The 18,644-nt window shown below is 64.3% G+C and carries 9 protein-coding genes; 7 read left to right on the top strand and 2 right to left on the bottom strand.

The window, feature by feature from the left end:
• The first annotated feature begins 235 nt into the window (after positions 1 to 235).
• Entirely contained in the window at positions 236 to 6,604 is a 6,369-nt protein-coding gene (locus JS541_RS01860; RefSeq protein WP_214372639.1) for an InlB B-repeat-containing protein, read from the top strand.
• 407 nt (positions 6,605 to 7,011) lie between these two features.
• Here JS541_RS01860 and JS541_RS01855 read toward each other — a convergent pair whose 3' ends face one another.
• A complete protein-coding gene (locus tag JS541_RS01855) occupies positions 7,012 to 7,878 on the bottom strand; it encodes a helix-turn-helix domain-containing protein (protein WP_240539195.1) in 867 nt (288 codons plus the stop codon).
• 197 nt (positions 7,879 to 8,075) lie between these two features.
• On the opposite strand from JS541_RS01855, the gene dapE reads away from it, so the two are divergent.
• The 6 genes from dapE (at position 8,076) to proB (ending at position 16,959) form a co-directional block, all read left to right on the top strand.
• Positions 8,076 to 9,326: a succinyl-diaminopimelate desuccinylase gene (gene dapE / locus JS541_RS01850; protein ID WP_214372637.1), complete on the top strand. Its 1,251-nt coding sequence runs from the start codon at positions 8,076 to 8,078 to the stop codon at positions 9,324 to 9,326.
• Between the two features lie 461 nt (positions 9,327 to 9,787).
• A complete protein-coding gene (locus JS541_RS01845) occupies positions 9,788 to 12,877 on the top strand; it encodes an Rne/Rng family ribonuclease (protein ID WP_346428270.1) in 3,090 nt (1,029 codons plus the stop codon).
• 173 nt (positions 12,878 to 13,050) lie between these two features.
• Positions 13,051 to 13,359: a 50S ribosomal protein L21 gene (gene rplU / locus JS541_RS01840; protein WP_214372636.1), complete on the top strand. Its 309-nt coding sequence runs from the start codon at positions 13,051 to 13,053 to the stop codon at positions 13,357 to 13,359.
• A 35-nt stretch (positions 13,360 to 13,394) separates the two neighbouring features.
• Positions 13,395 to 13,646 carry a 50S ribosomal protein L27 gene (gene rpmA, locus JS541_RS01835; protein WP_214372635.1) on the top strand — a complete coding sequence of 84 codons (252 nt, stop codon included), beginning with the start codon at positions 13,395 to 13,397 and terminating at the stop codon, positions 13,644 to 13,646.
• A gap of 338 nt (positions 13,647 to 13,984) precedes the next feature.
• A complete protein-coding gene (obgE, locus tag JS541_RS01830) occupies positions 13,985 to 15,664 on the top strand; it encodes a GTPase ObgE (RefSeq protein ID WP_214372634.1) in 1,680 nt (559 codons plus the stop codon).
• Between the two features lie 167 nt (positions 15,665 to 15,831).
• Entirely contained in the window at positions 15,832 to 16,959 is a 1,128-nt protein-coding gene (gene proB, locus JS541_RS01825) for a glutamate 5-kinase (RefSeq protein WP_214372632.1), read from the top strand.
• A 378-nt stretch (positions 16,960 to 17,337) separates the two neighbouring features.
• On the opposite strand, the gene JS541_RS01820 is transcribed toward proB, so the two are convergent.
• Positions 17,338 to 18,558 (bottom strand): polysaccharide deacetylase family protein, encoded by a 1,221-nt coding sequence (locus JS541_RS01820; RefSeq protein WP_214372630.1) that lies wholly within the window; start codon positions 18,556 to 18,558, stop codon positions 17,338 to 17,340.
• Between the last annotated feature and the right edge of the window lie 86 nt (positions 18,559 to 18,644).

Genomic DNA, 18,644 nt, shown 5'->3' with positions numbered 1-18,644 from the left:
CGATCCGACGGCCTAACTAGTTGAGATTTACCCACCTATGAGATCTTGTGTCCGGTTCTACCCACCTTTCGTGTTGAATGACGGATGTCGGACTGCGGATCGTCGGCAATCCATCCGGCGATATTGGGCTGTGTGACTGGGCGGCATCGTCTCGGGGGGGGGGTAGCGTTCGAGTCAAGGCAATGAGGTTTCGCCTTCAATCACAAACGCATTTGAAGAGAAGAGGGCAGTGCCTATGGCACCAACCAATCGATTCGGGCAATGGCTGGCAGTTGGTGTGGCGGGGGTTGTGGCCGCAGCGATGATGCTGACCGGCGTGGGTTTCACGGCAACCGCGAACGCCATCGAGCCCGGCAATACCAATGATTCCGCCGCAACATCCACCGCACCGTCGCTGGATACGAAGACCAAGACGACCGGCGCGCCGACCGCATCCACGGCGACGTTCCCGGCGAAGACGTCGGACATCGCCGTCGCCGACAAGGTGACGGAGATCACCGAGATCACCAAGGACACGGAGATCAAACCGAGCGATGGCGTGGTCGTGTTCAAGGCCACGGAGATTCCCGTCGACGTGATGGTGCAGATCGATCCTGGTTCCGTCGTGAAATTCGATCGAACGGAGGTCGTTGTTCACGGTAGCCTGCAGGTGAATGACGCGACGCTTACCGCGCTTACCGATGATTCGGTCGGCGGCGACACCGACGGCGTGCCGATGGAGTCGGTGCAGGCTCAGGCCTTCGGCAAATGGAAACTGACCGTTGATGGCGGATACCTGTCGGTGCGGGGTTCCACCGTGAAGTACATAGGCGCCGATAGCGATTTCGGCATCAAGGCTACGAATCCGGCCCAGTTGGTGCTGGCCGACAACACGATCACGTCTGTCGGGGCGTTGCTCGGTGTCGATCAATCCGCGGTCCAGCCGTGGATCACCACCAATAGGATCCATGTGCTGCCGAGTCATTACGGCTCCGTTTTCAGCGGTTCCATCGACTCTTCGTACATCAATGCCGTGATCGATCTGAACGGTCTCGCCTTTGGCGCCGATCCGACGGTCTCCAGCAACACCTTCTCGTATGAGAACCCGTTCGACAACAGCCTGCGGCCGATGATCGACACGTATGTGCGCGTCAACAGCGACACATGCCTGCCTGACACGGCGGTAGAGGGCAACACCTTCACCGGCGCCGTCCGCAATGTCGTAAGAATCGATGGCATCCAATGTTTCGACGCGGACAAGCTGGCCGGCAATCACGTGAGCAACGCCGAAACCAACGGCGGCATCTACATCGGCACCACACTCTCCAAATCAACCACCCTGCCGTGGCTGACCGGCAACGCCGTACCGGAATTTTCATATTTAAACGGTCAAAACACCAATGAGAACGGCGGCCTTGTAGGTGACGGCATCACACTGACGCTGAATCCCGGCTCATACCGAGGCGGCATTTCCGTCGGTCAGGGCGGCAATGTCATGATGAACGGCACGCAATCCGACCCGGTCGAAATCGATCCGTACTGGTATGCCCATCAGGATGACGGCAATACCGACGTTCTCAACGACAACGGCGCGATGAGGGCGAAAGACAAGATGTATCCGGCACTATCCGTGATCAAGGGAGGCACCGTCGATCTCAACCATGTGATCATGCGCGGCGTGCAAGGCGTTGCGGACTTCGGATTGTCGGGATACTACAGCATCCCTACTGTGCAGATTTCGGCGGATACGGTTCGGGTGAAGAACAGCGTATTCGAGTCGTCCGTGCTGAATGTCAGCGAAAACGCGGCCCAGACTCCGGTGATCACCGGCAACCAGTTCATCAACGGCAGTCATGTAGGCGTTCCTGCGGTATCGGTCGCCTCCAGCCTGATCGATCTGAACGATCTGGCCGGCAACACCGTCAAAGGCAACAGCAACAAGCAGTTGTATATTCGAGGCAACGCCGCCGGCGGCGAAGCTACGCTGACCTCCAGTGTGGAACTGCCGTTGGAGGGCAATCTGATACCGACGGTGTACAGCGAACTGACCATTCCCGAAGACAAGACGATGCAGTTGAACAAGGGCGCGGTCGTCAAGTTCGATAATAGTTACGGTCAGGGTCTGATCGTCAAAGGCAGTCTGCTCGCGCAAGGCGACGAGACGAACCCCGTCGTCTTCACGTCGAGCGACGATAGCGAGATCGGCAACGACTTCGGCGGCCAGATTCCCGAGCAGCGCAACAATCGCGAAGTGACGGTGGCGGCCGGAGCACGGGTCGAACTTGACCACGTGGTGTTCAAGAACGCCGATACCGGTCTGTTCGCACGCGGCCTTGCCGCAGCGACGGTGGTGAACAGCAAGTTTATCAACACCACGAAGGCATTGGATGCCGAAGCGTTCGGCGTGAACGAGGAAGCCTCGAAACTCGACCAGTACTATCACGGCATCTTCCGAGCCGCGTATGAAAAGTTCTCGCCGATCAACTGCGAACCGCCGTACACCTCCACCATTTTCGTGGCGAACAACTGGTACGGCGACAGCGGCATCCCCGGCGGCGAACCGGACTGGGGATCCAGTGAAGGCGGCGACTCCAAGGACGCCGCCAAGAAGATCTGGGACGGGCTCAACAAGTTCAAGTTCCCCTCATCCGACGAGTGGAATGGCGGGCCTGCCGGCAAGACAGGCAAGGAACTCCAGGAGTTCCTCGACAGCTACAGCAAGGCCAAGAAGGAAGCGCAGGACTTTTACGACAAGGACATGCAGGCCGCCTACAAGGGCCTTGACTCGCTGTTCGACGAGCAGCAGTACAGCAAGCAGATCGAATCGGCCGGCAAGACCAATACCATTCCGTACGCTGTATGGGATTGCAGCATCAAAGCGGCTGCATACACCGACGGCGAGGATATGAAATGGTCCGAACCGTACACTCCCGTGGTGAATCTGGAGCAGAAGCAGGTCGTACGGTTGTTCGAACAGTACATGCTGTCTAGCGACACGTTCGTCAAGTACGACCGTCTGTCGTACAAGCCGTCTTCAGAATGGCTGGCCAAGGCACCGTATCAGGACACGATGGCCAAGGCCGACGCCAACGCCGATCTGGGATACCTCAGCGTGTACTGGCAGAAGCAGCATCTTCAGTATAATTACAGCGCATGGCATGGTGACCTGCTGGGGAAGACGTTCGATCCGGACACGACCACATACACCCTGACGGCACCGTATTCGGTGTCTGAGATCTATGTGACGCCGTGGACGGCGGATTACAAGGCGACGATCATATCTTCCGCATCCTCCATCGATGGATCCCTGCAACAGCTCAACGTTGGGTCCAACACCGTGCTGTTCCAAGTGACCGCGCGTGACGGCAAGACGAAGAAGACGTACCGCATCATCGTCAACCGGCAGAAGCCGAGCGCCGACGCCAGCCTTGCCAACCTCGAAGTCGGCATCGGCTCGCTGACCCCGAAGTTCACCAGCAAGGACACCGACTACGAATGGCATGTGCCGTACGACATGGTGAATGGCGGAGCCGTGCATCTGACGGCGGTCACGGTGCCTGGCGCACGTGTGGACAACAACTGGATCAGTGATCCGTACTATTACAGCACCGGCGCATACGTGTACGCGAGCGATGACGACAATGTCGATGACTCGGCTCGCTACATCAAGCTCACCGTCATCGCCGAAGACGGTCACACCACCAAGGACTATTCGATCAAGGTGATCACCGATCCGGCCCCGCCGGTGACCTACACGGTCGCGTTCGACGCGAACGGCGGCTCCGCTGTCGCCACGCAACGCGTTGAAAAAGGCAAGACCGCGAGCAAGCCGGACGACCCCAAGCGTGACGGCTATACGTTCGACGGCTGGTACACCGACAAGGACGGCGGTGAATCCGTCGACTTCACGGCCAAGATAACCGGCAATGTGACCTATTACGCGCACTGGACGGCCAAGCCGGTCGCCCCCGCGTCCATCGCCATCACCGGCGACGGGGTCAAGGATGGCAAGGCGGCGCTCCTCAAGGGTGCATCGCTCAAGCTCGCCGCGACCGTCGCGCCGGACGACGCGGCCGACAAATCCGTCACGTGGTCGTCGAGCAACGACACGGTCGCCTCGGTCGACGAGGACGGCAACGTCACCGCGCTGGCCGCCGGCACCGCGGTCATCACGGCCACGGCGAACGGCGACAAGATGATCACGGCAAGCGTCACCGTCACGGTCAGCGTGCAATACCGCACCGTCGCGTTCGACGCGAACGGCGGCACGGCCACGGCGGACAAGCAGCAGGTCGAAGACGGCCAGCCGGTCGCCAAGCCGGCTGACCCGACGCGCGACGGCTACCGGTTCACCGGTTGGACGACCGATCGCGACGGCAAGAACGCCTACGACTTCGCGGCCCCGGTGACCGGCGACCTGACCCTGTTCGCGCAGTGGCAGGACAGCCAGGCGCCGACCATCACGGGCGGCGGCGACGTGACCATCCGGCAGGGCGCGGCGTTCGATCCGATGGCCGGCATCACCGCAACCGACAACGCGGACGGTGACCTGACCAAGTCGGTCAAGCTCACAGTCACCGATGCGAACGGCAACGCGATCGCCTCGATCGACACCGCCCACCCCGGCACCTACACGCTGACCTACGCGGTGAGCGACCAGGCCGGCAACGCGGCCAAGCCGCTCGTGCGCAAGCTCACCATCGCTCCGATCATTCACACCGTCACGTTCGATGCGAACGGCGGATCGGCTCTCGACGCGCAGCAGGTCGCCGACGGCGGCACGGTCAACGAGCCGGCCGCGCCGACCCGCGCAGGCTACGCGTTCGACGGCTGGTACACGGCCAAGGACGGCGGCGACCGCGTCGTCTTCCCGGTCGTCGTGACCGCCGACGCGACCTACTTCGCGCATTGGACGAAGCTCGCCGAGATCAAGCCGGTGTCGATCGACGACGTCAAGGCCGCGATCATCCAAGGCCAGACGCCCGACCTGCCGAAGACCGTGACCGTGCGGTACTCGGACGGCACCGTCAAGGCCGTGGGCGTGACGTGGAACGAGCCTGACTGGTCCGCCGCCAAGCCCGGCGACGTGACCGTCGACGGCACGGTCGACGGCGTGACCGGCCTGACCGCCAAGGCCGTGGTCACGGTCGCCGCCGACACGAGCGCGCCGGTCATCGACGTTCCGCAGGATCAGCGCGACGTGACCATCAAGACCGGCGAGAAGTTCGATCCGATGGCTGGCATCACGGCCTCCGACAATGCGCTCGGCGACGTGACCGGCCGCATCAAGGCCGCGATCACCGATGAGTCCGGCAAGACGGTCGATGCGATCGACACCGCCAAGCCCGGCGCGTACACGATCACCTACACCGTCGCGGACGCGGCCGGCAACACGGTCACGTTCGTGCGCACCCTGGTCGTCGAGGCGATCACACGTACGGTCACGTTCGATGCGAACGGTGGCAGCACGGTCGCGGCGGCGACGGTCGAGGACGGCAAACCGGTCGCGGCACCGGCCGATCCGACGCGCGACGGCTACACGTTCGCCGGTTGGACGACCGATCGCGACGGCAAGACCGCATACGATTTCGCCAAGCCGGTGACCGGCGACCTGACGCTGTTCGCGCAGTGGAAGGCGAAGGAATCCGGCAACGAGCCGGGCGATAACGGCGGTGAGCAGCCAGGCAATCCGGAGGAACCGAACAAGCCGGGAACCGATCAGCCGGGCAAGCCGGGGGAGAACGGCAACCAGCCGGGCAACGGCGGTTCCGAGCAGCCTGGTGACAACGGCGGCAACACGCCGAACCAGCCTGGTGACAACGGTAACAACGGCAATAACGACTCCGGCAGCAACGGTTCTGGCAACAACGGTTCCGAACAGCCGGGCAACGGCAACAACCAGACTGGCGATCATACGACCGACAACCCGGGCAGCAACGGTTCCGGCAACGAATCCGGCGATAACGGTTCCGCCGATAACGGTTCCGAACAGCCGGGAACCAACAAGCCGGACGAGAACTGGACGCCGCTGCCGGGCGACCAGCTCACCGACGCCAACCGCGGCTCGATCTCCGTCAGCAGCGGCAACGCGACGGCCGGCAAGACCTATCGCCTCTACGTGACCGGTCTGACCGACTGCTTCGCGCAGGTCGACGCCGGCAAGACGTGCACGCTCGTCGCGTATATCTACTCCGACCCGGTGCGGCTGCTCGCCGCCGACGGCAAGGCCGACACCCTCGCCGTGAAGAAGGACGGACGCGACTACTACGTCGAGGTCACGGTCCCGGCCGGATACTCGGGCGATCACCGAATCGCGCTGTACGACGGCCAGGGCGATCTCATCGGATGGTCGCCGGTGCGCGTGGCCAAGCAGGGCGAACAGCCGAACGGCGGTTCCGTCTCGACGAACGGTCAGGGGCAGCAGAACGCCGGCAACGGCGGATCCCAGAACGGCGCTCAGGGTTCGCGGGGTAACGCGGGCGCTCAGTCGAAGAGCAACGGTGCCGCGGCATCGCAGGTCAGGAAGCTGACGTCCACCGGTTCGGCGGTCAATGTGATCGCGGGCGTGGTCGTGCTCCTGCTGACGGCTGCGGGCGCGGTGCTCCTGGCGCGCAAGCGGCGCTGACCGGACGGATCCGGGACTGACCGGTGTCCGTTGGCCTGACGGGGCGCAGAAGGTTTCGGCCTTCTGCGCCCCGTCTCGTATGCGCTTATGGGCCGTGTCGGATCGGAGGCGGGTGACGAGGAATCCGATAGGTGGGCAGATCTGGACCGACAATTCCATAGGTGGATGAAATCGGACAGGAAATCTCGTAAGTGGGTAAATCTGGACTAGTTAGACTCGATCCGATGGTCTAACTAGTCCGGATTTACCCACCTATGGGATCTTGTGTCCGGTTCTACCCACTTACTGAGGTGACTGATCCTGATGTGCCCACCTATCGGAGTGGGGGCGTCCGGTTCTACCCACTTACTCAATATGATGTCTGGATATGCTCACTTACTGAGGTGAGTGATCGTGATTGACCACAGTTAGTTCCGCATCATACGGCCCAACGTGATGGCGGTACGCAGCACGTACGCCTCGCGCGGATCGGCCGCATCCCATCCGGTGGTGTCGGCGGCGCGCTTGAGCCGGTATCGCACGGTGTTCGGATGCACGTTCAACGCCTTCGCGGTCGTCTCCAACGATCCACCCGACAACACGAACGTCGACACGGTCTCCAAAGTCGGATCATCCGGTCCGGCGGCGGTCAGGCTTCCATACACGGCCTCGATTAGCTCACGCCGTGCGTCCTCGTCGCCGAGCAGGGCTCGTTCGGGCAGCGCGTCCTCGGCGCGGATCAGTCGTGAGGCCCGCGCCGGCGCCACCGTCCTTCCGTTGCTGGCCGTCGCCAATGCGGCGGCATCGTGCAGTGCGGGCGCCGCCTCAATCGTCGACAATGCCGCGCGGATCGCGGCCGATGCCCCATCCACGCCGTGACGCAGCGGCTCCAATGCCACCGGGCGTTCGGCATCGAATACCGTCATCATCGCAGTGCACGTCACTTCGGGCGTCGCCGCGGCCTGCTCCGCGACCAACACCGCGCACATGCCGTGATGCAGACCGGCAATCGATAACGCGCCGCCCAGATCATGGGCCGTCTCGCGCAGTTTCGCCAACGTATGCAGCGTGCCGGTCGTGGAGTTGGCGCCCGTAGCGGTCTGCGGCGCGAACCCGGCCACCGCGAAGCAGCGTATGTCATCCGGCCAGCCCAGTATGTGCAGCATCGATTCGACCCGTTGGTCGGCCAATCCGTTCGCCAGGCATTCGAACGTCACGGCTTCCACGTCGCCGCCGTGCGCCGCGACCATATCCAGAAAATCGCCGTTCGCATACGATGCATCATTCCCGACCATGCCTTTCAGCATAGACCATGCGAGACTGCGGCGAACAGTGTTATGTAAATATGTGCATAGCGTTGCAGTGGTGGGGGCTTGCCGTCTGGAAAGAGGAGATGCGGGTGTCCGTAACGGTATCGGTGATGCGCGGCGCCGGCATTCGAAACATGGTACGCGTCCCCTGCCTGCGTGCGCGGATTCGGTAGGATGGCGGCATGACGAACGAATTGGAACAGCAGACGGTGACGGCACTCGGATTCGACGCGGACGCAACGCGCGAGCAGGCGCTTGCGACGTTGCTCGAGCAGGTCATGAGCACGTATTCGGTGAGCGACGATGAAGGCCCGCTCGCGGATGCGGTGGAGGCGTTCCTGCGCAAGCAATCGCATCTGACCGTGCGTCGCCACGGCGACACGGTGGTGGCAAGCACCGATTTCGGCAAGCCGCAGCGCGTGATCCTCGCCGGCCACATCGACACGGTGCCGGTGATCGACAACTTCCCGCCGCGTTGGCTCGAGCCAGGCGACCCGCTGATCCGCGAGGACGTGGCCTCCGCGCATCCGGGCGAGCGCGTGCTGTGGGGGCGTGGCGCGACCGACATGAAGGCGTCGGACGCGGTGCTGCTGTATCTGGCCGCGGTGCTGGACGGCCGTGCCGAAGACGGCGGCATTGACCCGAAATACGATCTGACGTACGTGTTCTACGACCACGAGGAGGTCGCGGCCGAAAAGAACGGCCTGCGCAAGGTGGTTGAAGCGCATCCGGACTGGATCGCCGGCGACTTCGCGATCATCGGCGAGCCAACCGACTGCGGCATCGAGGGCGGCTGCAACGGCACGATCCGCTTCGACGTGATCACGCACGGCGTGGCCGCGCATTCGGCACGCGCGTGGATGGGGGAGAACGCGATCCACAAGGCGGCCGAGATCCTGAACCGTCTGGCCGCGTACCAGCCGGCCGACGTGCCGGTGGACGGGCTTGTGTACCGCGAGGGCGTCAACGCGACGCTGATTTCCGGCGGCAAGGGCACGAACGTGATCCCCGACGAATGCCGCGTGCATGTGAACTACCGGTTCGCGCCCGACAAGACGATCGCCGAGGCCAAGGCGCTCATGATGGGTGCGGATTGCGGGGCCGGACTGGGCAACGGCGAGCATGTGGCGACCGGCGGCATGTTCGAGGGGTTCGGCATCGAGATGGCCGACGAATCGCCGAGTGCCCGGCCGGGCATGGATTCACCGCTGGCGGTCTCGCTGGCGCATCTGGTGCGCGAACGTACCGGACGCGATCCTCTTGCCAAGCTCGGTTGGACCGACGTGGCTCGCTTTGCGATCCTCGGCATTCCCGCCGTGAACCTCGGCGCCGGCAGCCCGTTGCTCGCCCACAAGCACGACGAGCAGCTCCCCGAATCCGAACTCACCCTCCTTGCGGATATCCTTCAGGAATGGCTAACCTCCGCCGAATAGGTAGCGCCGGCTGAGACATAGCCATATGTTGCGTACAACCGTCACTATGCTCGAGCGATCGATGTGTCGACTCGAACATAGTGACGGTTTGGACTGTCGTTTTGTCACTATGTTCGCGGCATAGTGCCGATCGCTCGAACATAGTGACGGTTGCACCGGGCAAGCACCCCGTGAACGGCCCGCGACTCGCGCGTGGCCGCATGATTCCGCCGTTGTTCACTGGCCGTCAATTTTTGTGTCATACTTAAAGGCGGCGGTTCTGCAAGCCGCCGAGCATCCGATGGCGTCGATCCCCTCGCGTGTGAATTCCGCGGGGCCGGTGTCCGCCGTCGCAGCATTGACTTTTTGACCGGTGCTTCATATGGGCGCAATAGATGCGCGGCCGCGGTGAGAGCGCGGTGTGACGACCGTATGAGGCTTGACATAGGCGTTGCGATTGCAGCGCGGCGCCGAGGAGCATCGTGCCCAGTGTGAACCATGAGGGCTTTGGCGAAGCCGAAGCCGTTGACCAGAATTCAACCCAGAACAACGCGAATCAGGCCGTTCCGACGGCCGATACCGCATCGCAGCCTGTAGTTTCCGTTCCGGCAGCCGCATCGTCCGCGACGACGTCCGGTTCGTCCGTGTCCGTCAACCCCACCCCGCGCCGTCGTCGTGGCGGCCGTCGCGTGGTGCGCGGCGCGGGTGCGGCAGGCGCCGCGCTCGAACTGACCGTGCAGGAGCACGCCGCGCCGCTGTTCGAGGAGCCGCGCGTCGCCGATATCGAGGCCGCGGAGGCCGCGCAGCGCAAGGACTCCGAGTCGTCGGCCGTTGTTCCGGCGGCCGGTTCGGACACCGATTCGCCGCGTCGATCGTCGCGTTCCGGCGCTCGCCGCCATTCGCTCGCGAACGACGACCAGTCCGATGACTCGCGTGCCGCGGCCGTGCATGATGATCGCGACGACCAGTCCGATGACGACCGTTCGTCGCGTCGCACCCGTTCGCGCCGTCGCCGTTCGTCCTACGACGACGATTACGACACTCGCTACGACGACGACCAGCCGTCCGGCCGTTCGCGCCGGCGTGGCCCAGTGTCGGATTACGAGCCGTTCAGCGACGATCGTCACGACGATCGTGCCAGCTCGCGCCGCAGCCGTTCTCGTGACGACTACGGCGAGGAATCCAGCGATGAGCGTGCGTTCGACGCGCTTGACCTGCTGCCGATCGATCCATCGCCGCGCTCCGGTCGTCCGATGACCTCGTTGCTGTTCCAGGAGCCGGTGTTGCCGTCGACGACCGGACGTGCGGATCATCGTGACGATGATCGAACCGATGTCGCTGATGATCGTGGCTCGCGCCGTTCGGCTCGTGAAGATCGTGTGCGTGATGATGATCACGACGGATCGGAATCGAGCAATGCTGATCGCGACGCTGAGTCCGGCCGTTCGTCGCGCCGTTCCCGCCGTCGTCGCGGCACCAGCACCGAACTGACGGTCGTGCCGCAGGACACTGCAATCGATCGCAGCGCGAACGCCGACGATACGAACGCCGATCAGGGCGCGTCCGACAGCGACGCCGCGCAGTCCGACGGATCGTCCGCGTCCGGCCGCTCGCGCCGTTCCCGCCGTCTGAACGCGCAGGAGCGCCGCGCCGCCGCCGAGGTCGAACAGATCGAGGAGGATCTCGAGTTCGACGACATCACGTACGCGCCGATCACCGAAGAGGATCTGTCGGAAGGCCCGACCCGTTCCCGCCGTCGCCGTCGCCGCGGCAACCGCGACACGGAACGCGAGACGAACGCCGCCGAGGAGAGCGCGACTGCAAACGTTGACGACTCCGATGCCGACGACCGTGACGAGTCGCCGCGCCGCCGCCGTGACGACGAGGAATCCGAGGATTCGACCGTCACTCGCCGCCGTCGCCGTCGTCGCTCCAAATCGGGCGAGGAGGCCGTCGAAGACCTCGTGCCGCGCCGCTCGCGCAAGCAGCAGTACATCGACGAGATCACCGACATTGAAGGCTCTACGCGACTCGAGGCCAAGAAGCAGCGTCGCCGCGACAACCGTCGCGAGCGCTCTCGCCAGTCCACGATCCTCGAGCAGGACTTCCTCGCGCGTCGCGAGAACGTCGAGCGTCTGATGGTGGTGCGCGAACGCGGTCGCCACACGCAGATCTCAGTGATCGAAGACAACGTGCTCGTCGAGCATTACGTGTCCGATATCCAGGAAGTTGCGACCGTTGGCAACGTGTATCTCGGCCGTGTGCAGAACGTGCTGCCGAGCATGGAGGCCGCGTTCGTCGACATCGGTCAGGCGCGCAACGGCGTGTTGTACGCGGGCGAGGTCAACTGGGATGCGGCGCGTCTCGACGGTCAGCCGCGGCGCATCGAACTCGCGTTCAAGTCGGGCGATCCGGTGCTCGTGCAGGTCACCAAGGACCCGATCGGCCACAAGGGCGCGCGACTCACTTCGCAGGTCACGCTGGCCGGCCGCTTCCTCGTGCTCGTGCCGTCCGGCGGCATGACCGGCGTGAGCCGTAAACTCAGCGACCGCGAACGTTCGCGCCTGAAGAACATCGTCTCGAAGATCGCGCCGAAGGACATGGGCGTGATCATCCGCACGGCCGCCGAAGGCGCGTCCGAAGAGGCGATTGTGAAGGATTTGGAAAGCCTGGTACGCCAGTGGGAGCGCATCACCGCCAAGCGCGACGAGTTCCTGCATGGCCGTCGCCCCAAGCTCCTGCAGGGCGAGCCGGACGTGGCGATCCGCGTGGTGCGCGACATCTTCAACGACGACTTCAAGCAGATGATCGTCGAGGGCGACAAGGTGTACGAGCGCATCGAGGAGTACCTCGAGACGATGGCCCCCGACCTGCGCGACAAGCTCGTCAAGTGGGATCCGGCCGAGCACAACGGCAAGGACGTGTTCGACAAGTGGCAGATCGACTCGCAGCTGCGCAAGGGCATGGAACGTCAGGTGTACCTGCCGTCCGGCGGCTCGATCGTCATCGACCGCACCGAGGCCATGACCACGATCGACGTGAACACCGGCCGCTTCATCGGCCGTGGCAAGTCGCTCGAGGAGACCGTGACCCGGTGCAACCTCGAGGCAGCGGAGGAGATCGCGCGCCAGCTGCGGCTGCGCGACATCGGCGGCATGGTGATGATCGATTTCGTCGACATGGTCATGCCGGCGAACCGCGACCTCGTGCTGCGCCGGTTGGTCGAATGCCTCGCTCGTGACCGCACCAAGCACCAGGTGGCGGAGGTCACCTCGCTCGGCCTCGTGCAGATGACGCGCAAGCGCATCGGCCAGGGTCTGGTGGAGGCGTTCTCCGAGGAATGCCCGACCTGCAAGGGCCGCGGCTTCATCCTGCACGACGAGCCGACCGTGAACGCCGACTACGACGATCCGTATGCGCTCAAGGGCGGCGACCCGTTCATCAAGACGAACAAGCACGGCCGCGGCACGGATGTGCAGGTTCCGCAAGGATCCTCGCCGGACGTGAAGGCCAAGCTCGCCGCGATCGCCGCGGCCGCCGTCGCCGCGAACAATGCGGACGGCGAGGAGTGAGTTTCGGTTTCCGTCATCATAATTTAAGATATCCCGGGCGTGTCGCGATTGACACGCCCGGGATGCGACTTGCGTTAGTACAGGGGTCGGTGTACGTTAGATAGTCGGTGTCTGACCAGCGGCTTGCGTGCGTCAGGCAAGTAGCTTTATAACACCATAGCAAGGAACGAAGAATGTACGCGATTGTGAAGGCCGGTGGCCATCAGGAAAAGGTCGAGGTCGGTGACGTGATCCTCGTGAACCGTCTCGACGCCAAGAAGGGCGATGCCGTGGAGTTCCCGGCTGCCCTCGTCGTCGACGGTGCCAAGGTCACCCTGGCCGCCGCTGATCTGGCGAAGGTGTCCGTCAAGGCCGAGGTTGTTGACGATGAGGCCAAGGGCCCCAAGATCAACATCATGAAGTACAAGAACAAGACCGGCGTTGCCCGTCGCAAGGGTCACCGCCAGAAGCTGACCGCCGTCAAGATCACGGCGATCGCCTGATTTCAGGCTTGAGCTAGGACCGAAAGGAACAGATCATGGCACATAAGAAGGGCGCTTCCAGCTCGCGCAACGGTCGCGATTCTAACGCGCAATACCTCGGCGTGAAGAAGTTCGGCGGCGAGGCCGTCGTGGCCGGCAACATCATCGTTCGCCAGCGTGGCACCAACTTCCACCCGGGCCAGAACGTCGGCATGGGCAAGGACCACACCCTGTTCGCCCTCGCTGACGGCAGCGTGAAGTTCGGCGTTCGTCGTGACCGCAAGGTCGTCGACGTGATCGCCGCCTGAGCACGCCATCCCAAGCGTTAAAGCCGCGCCCCCACGGACGCGGCTTTTTCTATATCCTCTCCCTCCACGCGATCCACAAACACACCCCCTTCTGGATCGTAAAGCATCCCGTCTCTGCATACCCTACGCAACCCATCACTGCATTCCGGATTATTCCGCACATACGTAGCGGGGGATCGGGATATGTATTGCCAGACCGTAAGACTTGGCCGAGCGGCCTGGAGCGTGTCTGGCAACACATATCCCGATCCCGCGCGGTAGGGTCACCAACATAACGTCGAGTATCGGCACAGTCAGCAACGCAGAACCAAGACCAACGGCAACGATAAGGTAAGCACATGAGTGATTTTGTGGATCGCGTAACCGTCCATGTCAAGGGCGGCGACGGCGGCAACGGCTCCGCCGGCATCCGACGCGAAAAGTACAAGCCGCTCGCCGGTCCGAACGGCGGTAACGGCGGCGACGGCGGCTCCGTCATCTTCGAGGCGACGCGCAACGCGAACAGCCTGCTCGACTACCGTTTCGTGCCGCACCGCGCGGCCGGCAACGGCACGATGGGCCTGGGCGACACGAAGGACGGCTCCAAGGGCGACGATCTGATCCTGCCGGTTCCGGTCGGCACGGTCGTCTTCGAGGCCAAAGGCGCGGCCGGTCAGTCGAAGCGTCCCGGCGAGCAACTCGCCGACCTGCGCCACGAGGGTGACCGGTTCGTCGCCGCATACGGCGGTGCCGGCGGCCTCGGCAACGCGGCTCTTGCCAATCGCACGCGCCGCGCTCCGGGCTTCGCGCTGCTCGGCGAACTGGGCGAGGAACGCGACGTGATCCTCGAACTCAAGTCGATCGCCGACGTCGCGCTGGTCGGCTTCCCGTCGGCCGGCAAGTCCAGCCTGATCGCCGCGATGAGCTCGGCTAAGCCGAAGATCGCCGACTATCCGTTCACCACGCTCGTGCCGAACCTTGGCGTGGTCATGGCCGGCGACTCGCGCTACACGATCGCCGACGTGCCGGGTCTGATTCCGGGTGCGTCCGAAGGCAAGGGCCTCGGCCTTGAGTTCCTGCGCCACATCGAGCGCACGGAGATCATCGCGCATGTGATCGACTGCGCCACGCTCGAGCCGAACCGTGACCCGATGGCCGATTACGAGGCCCTCGAGCACGAGCTGGCCGAGTACGCCGACAAGCTCGAACTTCCGCTGGGCGCGATCCCGATTCCTGATCGCCCGCGCATCATCATCCTCAACAAGATCGACGTGCCGGAGGCCAAGGAACTGGCCGATTTCGTGCGTCCGGACTTCGAGAAGCTCGGGTTCAAGGTCTTCGAGGTGTCCACCGCCTCGCATGCGGGCCTGAAGGAGCTCGGCTTCGCGCTGGCCGCGATGGTGGCCGACATGCGGGCCGAGGTCGCCAAGCGCGAGCAGGCCGAGGAGGAGGCCCGCGTGGTCATCAAGCCGCTCGAGCAGGGCGGTCGCCGCCGTCGCCGCGCCGACGAGGGCGGCAGCGCGCTCGACTTCACGGTGGAGCGTCGCGAAAGCGCGGACGGCTCGCAGTTCTGGTTCGAGGTGCGCGGCACCAAGCCGGAGCGCTGGGTCATGCAGACGAACTTCGACAACGACGAGGCCGTCGGCTATCTCGCCGACCGCCTGGCCAAGCTGGGCGTGGAGGACGAGTTGCGCCGGCAGGGCGCGAAGCCGGGCGACGAAGTGCGTATCGGCCGTGGCCCGCGCGCGGTCGAGTTCGACTGGGATCCGACGATCGCGGCCGGCGCGGAGATGCTGGACGGCGCGCAGCTGGGCGCCCGCGGCAAGGATCTGCGCCTGGAGACCGAGGAGCCGGGCGGCCGTCGCCGTACGAACTCCGAACGTCGCCGCCAGTACCACGAGATGATGGACGCGCGTGCGGCCGTGCGCGAGGCGATGGCCGCGGAACGTGCGGCCGGCCACTGGGCCGACCCGTCCGTCGACGACGACCGTCACGACGAGACGAGCCTGTTCGGCCGCGGCGACACGGACGAGGAGTGATCATACTCTTGGCCCCCTCGGCTGAGGGGGCTGTCAGCGCAGCTGACTGGGGGAGCGTCAACGCAATGGAACGTTCTAAACCTCCTGACTACCCCTCAGTCATGCGTAGCATGACAGCTCCCCTGACAAGGGGAGCCGAGGACGGGTGAGGACTAGAGGGGGCAAGCATGCTTACGGAAGCCGAGGTACGCCGCGCGATCGCGGGGGCGCAGACCGTCGTCGTCAAGGTCGGATCGAGTTCGCTGACCAAGCCGTCCGGTCATCTGGATGCCGGCAAACTCGGCGCGCTGGTCGCCGCGCTGTCGGCGGCCGTGCGGCAGGGCGCGCGCGTCGTGCTTGTCTCGTCCGGCGCGATCGCGGCCGGTTTCGGCCCGCTCGGCTTCGACTCCCGACCGACTGACGTCGCCACGCAGCAGGCGACCGCCGCAGTCGGTCAGGGACTGCTTATGGCCCAGTATGAGGCCGCGTTCGGCCGGTTCGGCGTACGTGTCGGGCAGATTCTGATCACCGCGGAGGATACGATCAGACCGCAGCAGTACCGCAACGTGCAGCGCACGCTCGGTCGTCTGCTCGATCTCGGTGTCGTGCCGATCGTCAACGAGAACGATTCGCTGGCGAGCAACGAGATTCGCTTCGGCGACAACGACCGACTGTCGGCGCTGGTGGCGAATCTCGTGCGGGCCGACGCGCTCGTGCTGCTCACGGACGTGGACGCGCTGTACACCGCGCCGCCGTCCGAACCGGGATCGCGAAAGATTTCGTTTGTACCGAATGTGGTCGAGACGCTTGACAACGTGCGCATCGGCGGGTCGACGTCCGGCGTGGGCACGGGCGGCATGGTGACCAAGCTGGAGGCGGCGCGCGTGGCCGCGGCGTCCGGCATCCCGACCGTGATGACATGTGCCCGGTTCGCGGGGCCGGCCCTGATGGGCGACCCGGTGGGCACGGCGTTCGCACCGGTCAAGCAGCGTGGATCGTCACGCCGGCTGTGGATCGGGTTCGCGGCGAATCCGCGCGGGGTGTTGGTGGCCGACGCGGGCGCGGCTTCGGCGGTGCGCGGCGGGCGTGCGAGCCTGTTGGCCGCGGGCGTACTCGAGGTGCATGGCGAGTTCTCGGCCGGCGACCCGGTGTGGATCGATGACGAGGCCGGCACGCATCTGGCGCGCGGGTTGGCGGGCTTCGACTCCGAGGAGATCCCGCAGATGCTCGGCCGCACCACCACGCAGCTCAAGCGCTTCCTCGGCGAGGAATACGCCCATCCGCTCGTCCACCGCGACAACCTCGTGCTGGTATAGAGTCTGGTCCCGGCTGATCGATCTGGGCCGACCTGGACAGTCGATGGGGCTGTGGCCATACCGGTTTGGCGGCCGGTTCGGATCCAAGATCGGTCTGACCGAATCGGCCGGGGAAAGTCGGTCTATCTTTCGGATTCTCCGTCAAAAGTGGGTATTTCCGGATCCACGAATCCATAGGTGGGTATTTCCGGACCATTAACCGATCGAAATCAGCTCCAAGTAGTTGAGAAATACCCACCTTTCGTCTTCTGGCCATTTTCGGGTCCGGATTTACCCACTTATGATCAAGTCGGTCTGCGCCGGGGTCCGGATTTACCCACCTATAACCGAGTCAGGATTCGAATCCACCCGTTATCGGGAACCCGCCGTCCGGGCGCGTCACTGAATCGCGGCAGCGAACGCATCCAGCGTGCCGTCTCCCTGAATCCGCACGCGCGGCAGCAGCGTCGGATCGTCACCGACCATCGCCCATCCGTACGCCGTCGTGAACGCGAGCGGCACGCCGGCCTCGGCCACCGCGGCCTGCGCGTCCGGGGTCGTGTCACCGAACGGATACGCGAACGCCTGCATCGACCCGGTCACCAACGCGGACTGTTTGAGATCGGCTACGATCTCGTCCTTCGTCATCGCGCTGATCCGCCCGCCATGACCGACCGTGCCGCCCGCACGATGCATGTCGAACGAATGCGACTCATACTCCAGATACGGCGACGCGTGCTGCTTCATCTTGTTCAGCGCGTCGCCGTCCGACCCGATGACGAACGACGTGGCCGGCACCCGGTACTTGGTCAGCATCGGCTCGCCGTAGCGGAAGAAGCGCGGCTCGCCGTCGTCGAACGTGAGTACGACGCTGCGCGCGGGCAGGGAATGCGTGCCGTCAATGAACGCGCTCACCTCGGCCCACGACGGGAAGTAGAAATCGTGCTCGGTGAGGTACGTGAGCTGCTGTTCGAGCGACGTGACCGGGATGAAGTTCGCGTTGAGATCGGCGGGCGGGTCGGCTGGATCGTACACGTAGTGGTACATGAGCACAGGGATGCCGGCGGACTGCGTGTCCATCGACTCGACGACCTTGACCGTGCGCGTGACGGTCGCGGCGTGGCCCTGCGAGTCGCGCACGGCGTACCGGATGCCGTAGTCGCCGGGCGTGGCCGTGTCGACCGTGCCGCTGACGGTGATCTTCGACGTGAGCACGCCGTCGGTCGGCTCGATCGCGTGCGCGCCGCCCTCGACGTATTGCTCGCCCTTGAGCACGTAGGTGACGGCGGAACCGTTCAGGCCGATCGTGATGTCGCCGGGGTCGGGTTCGGGCGCGGAACGGCGGCTGAGCGGATCGTGCGTGGGGTTGGTTGTGGTTCCGTTGACGTCGCCGCCGGACGACTGGCCGGTGACGTTGGTACGGACGAAGTAGCGCGGGACGGCGTATGCGACAGCGAACACGATCGCGAAGACGGACAGCGCGGCCACCGCGTTGCGTAATCCGACAAGTGCGACGCCGATCCAGCGACGGTGCGCGGTGACCTGTGCATGCGAACGATCGCTGACGTGCTGGCCGAGACGTTCGCCGTCGTGGCGCGAAGGATGGCTGGAACCGGTCATGGCAACTCCTTCGTAATATCTTCTCGTAGCACCATTGCACCATACGTCGTATCCAATCGGTCTGGCTGATCATGCCGTGCGATCGG

Source organism: Bifidobacterium sp. SO1 (assembly GCF_018555335.1).
In the GTDB taxonomy this organism is placed as follows: Bacteria; Actinomycetota; Actinomycetes; order Actinomycetales; family Bifidobacteriaceae; genus Bifidobacterium; species Bifidobacterium simiiventris.
Note: the sequence above shows the minus strand (reverse complement) of the source record. Positions and strands in the feature narration are given on the sequence as shown.

Coding starts and splice junctions, on each gene's coding strand:
- obgE (WP_214372634.1), top strand. CDS start 13,985: ATGAGTGATTTTGTGGATCGCGTAACCGTCCATGTCAAGGGCGGCGAC.
- JS541_RS01820 (WP_214372630.1), bottom strand. CDS start 18,558: ATGACCGGTTCCAGCCATCCTTCGCGCCACGACGGCGAACGTCTCGGC.
- proB (WP_214372632.1), top strand. CDS start 15,832: ATGCTTACGGAAGCCGAGGTACGCCGCGCGATCGCGGGGGCGCAGACC.
- rpmA (WP_214372635.1), top strand. CDS start 13,395: ATGGCACATAAGAAGGGCGCTTCCAGCTCGCGCAACGGTCGCGATTCT.
- JS541_RS01855 (WP_240539195.1), bottom strand. CDS start 7,878: ATGGTCGGGAATGATGCATCGTATGCGAACGGCGATTTTCTGGATATG.
- rplU (WP_214372636.1), top strand. CDS start 13,051: ATGTACGCGATTGTGAAGGCCGGTGGCCATCAGGAAAAGGTCGAGGTC.
- dapE (WP_214372637.1), top strand. CDS start 8,076: ATGACGAACGAATTGGAACAGCAGACGGTGACGGCACTCGGATTCGAC.
- JS541_RS01860 (WP_214372639.1), top strand. CDS start 236: ATGGCACCAACCAATCGATTCGGGCAATGGCTGGCAGTTGGTGTGGCG.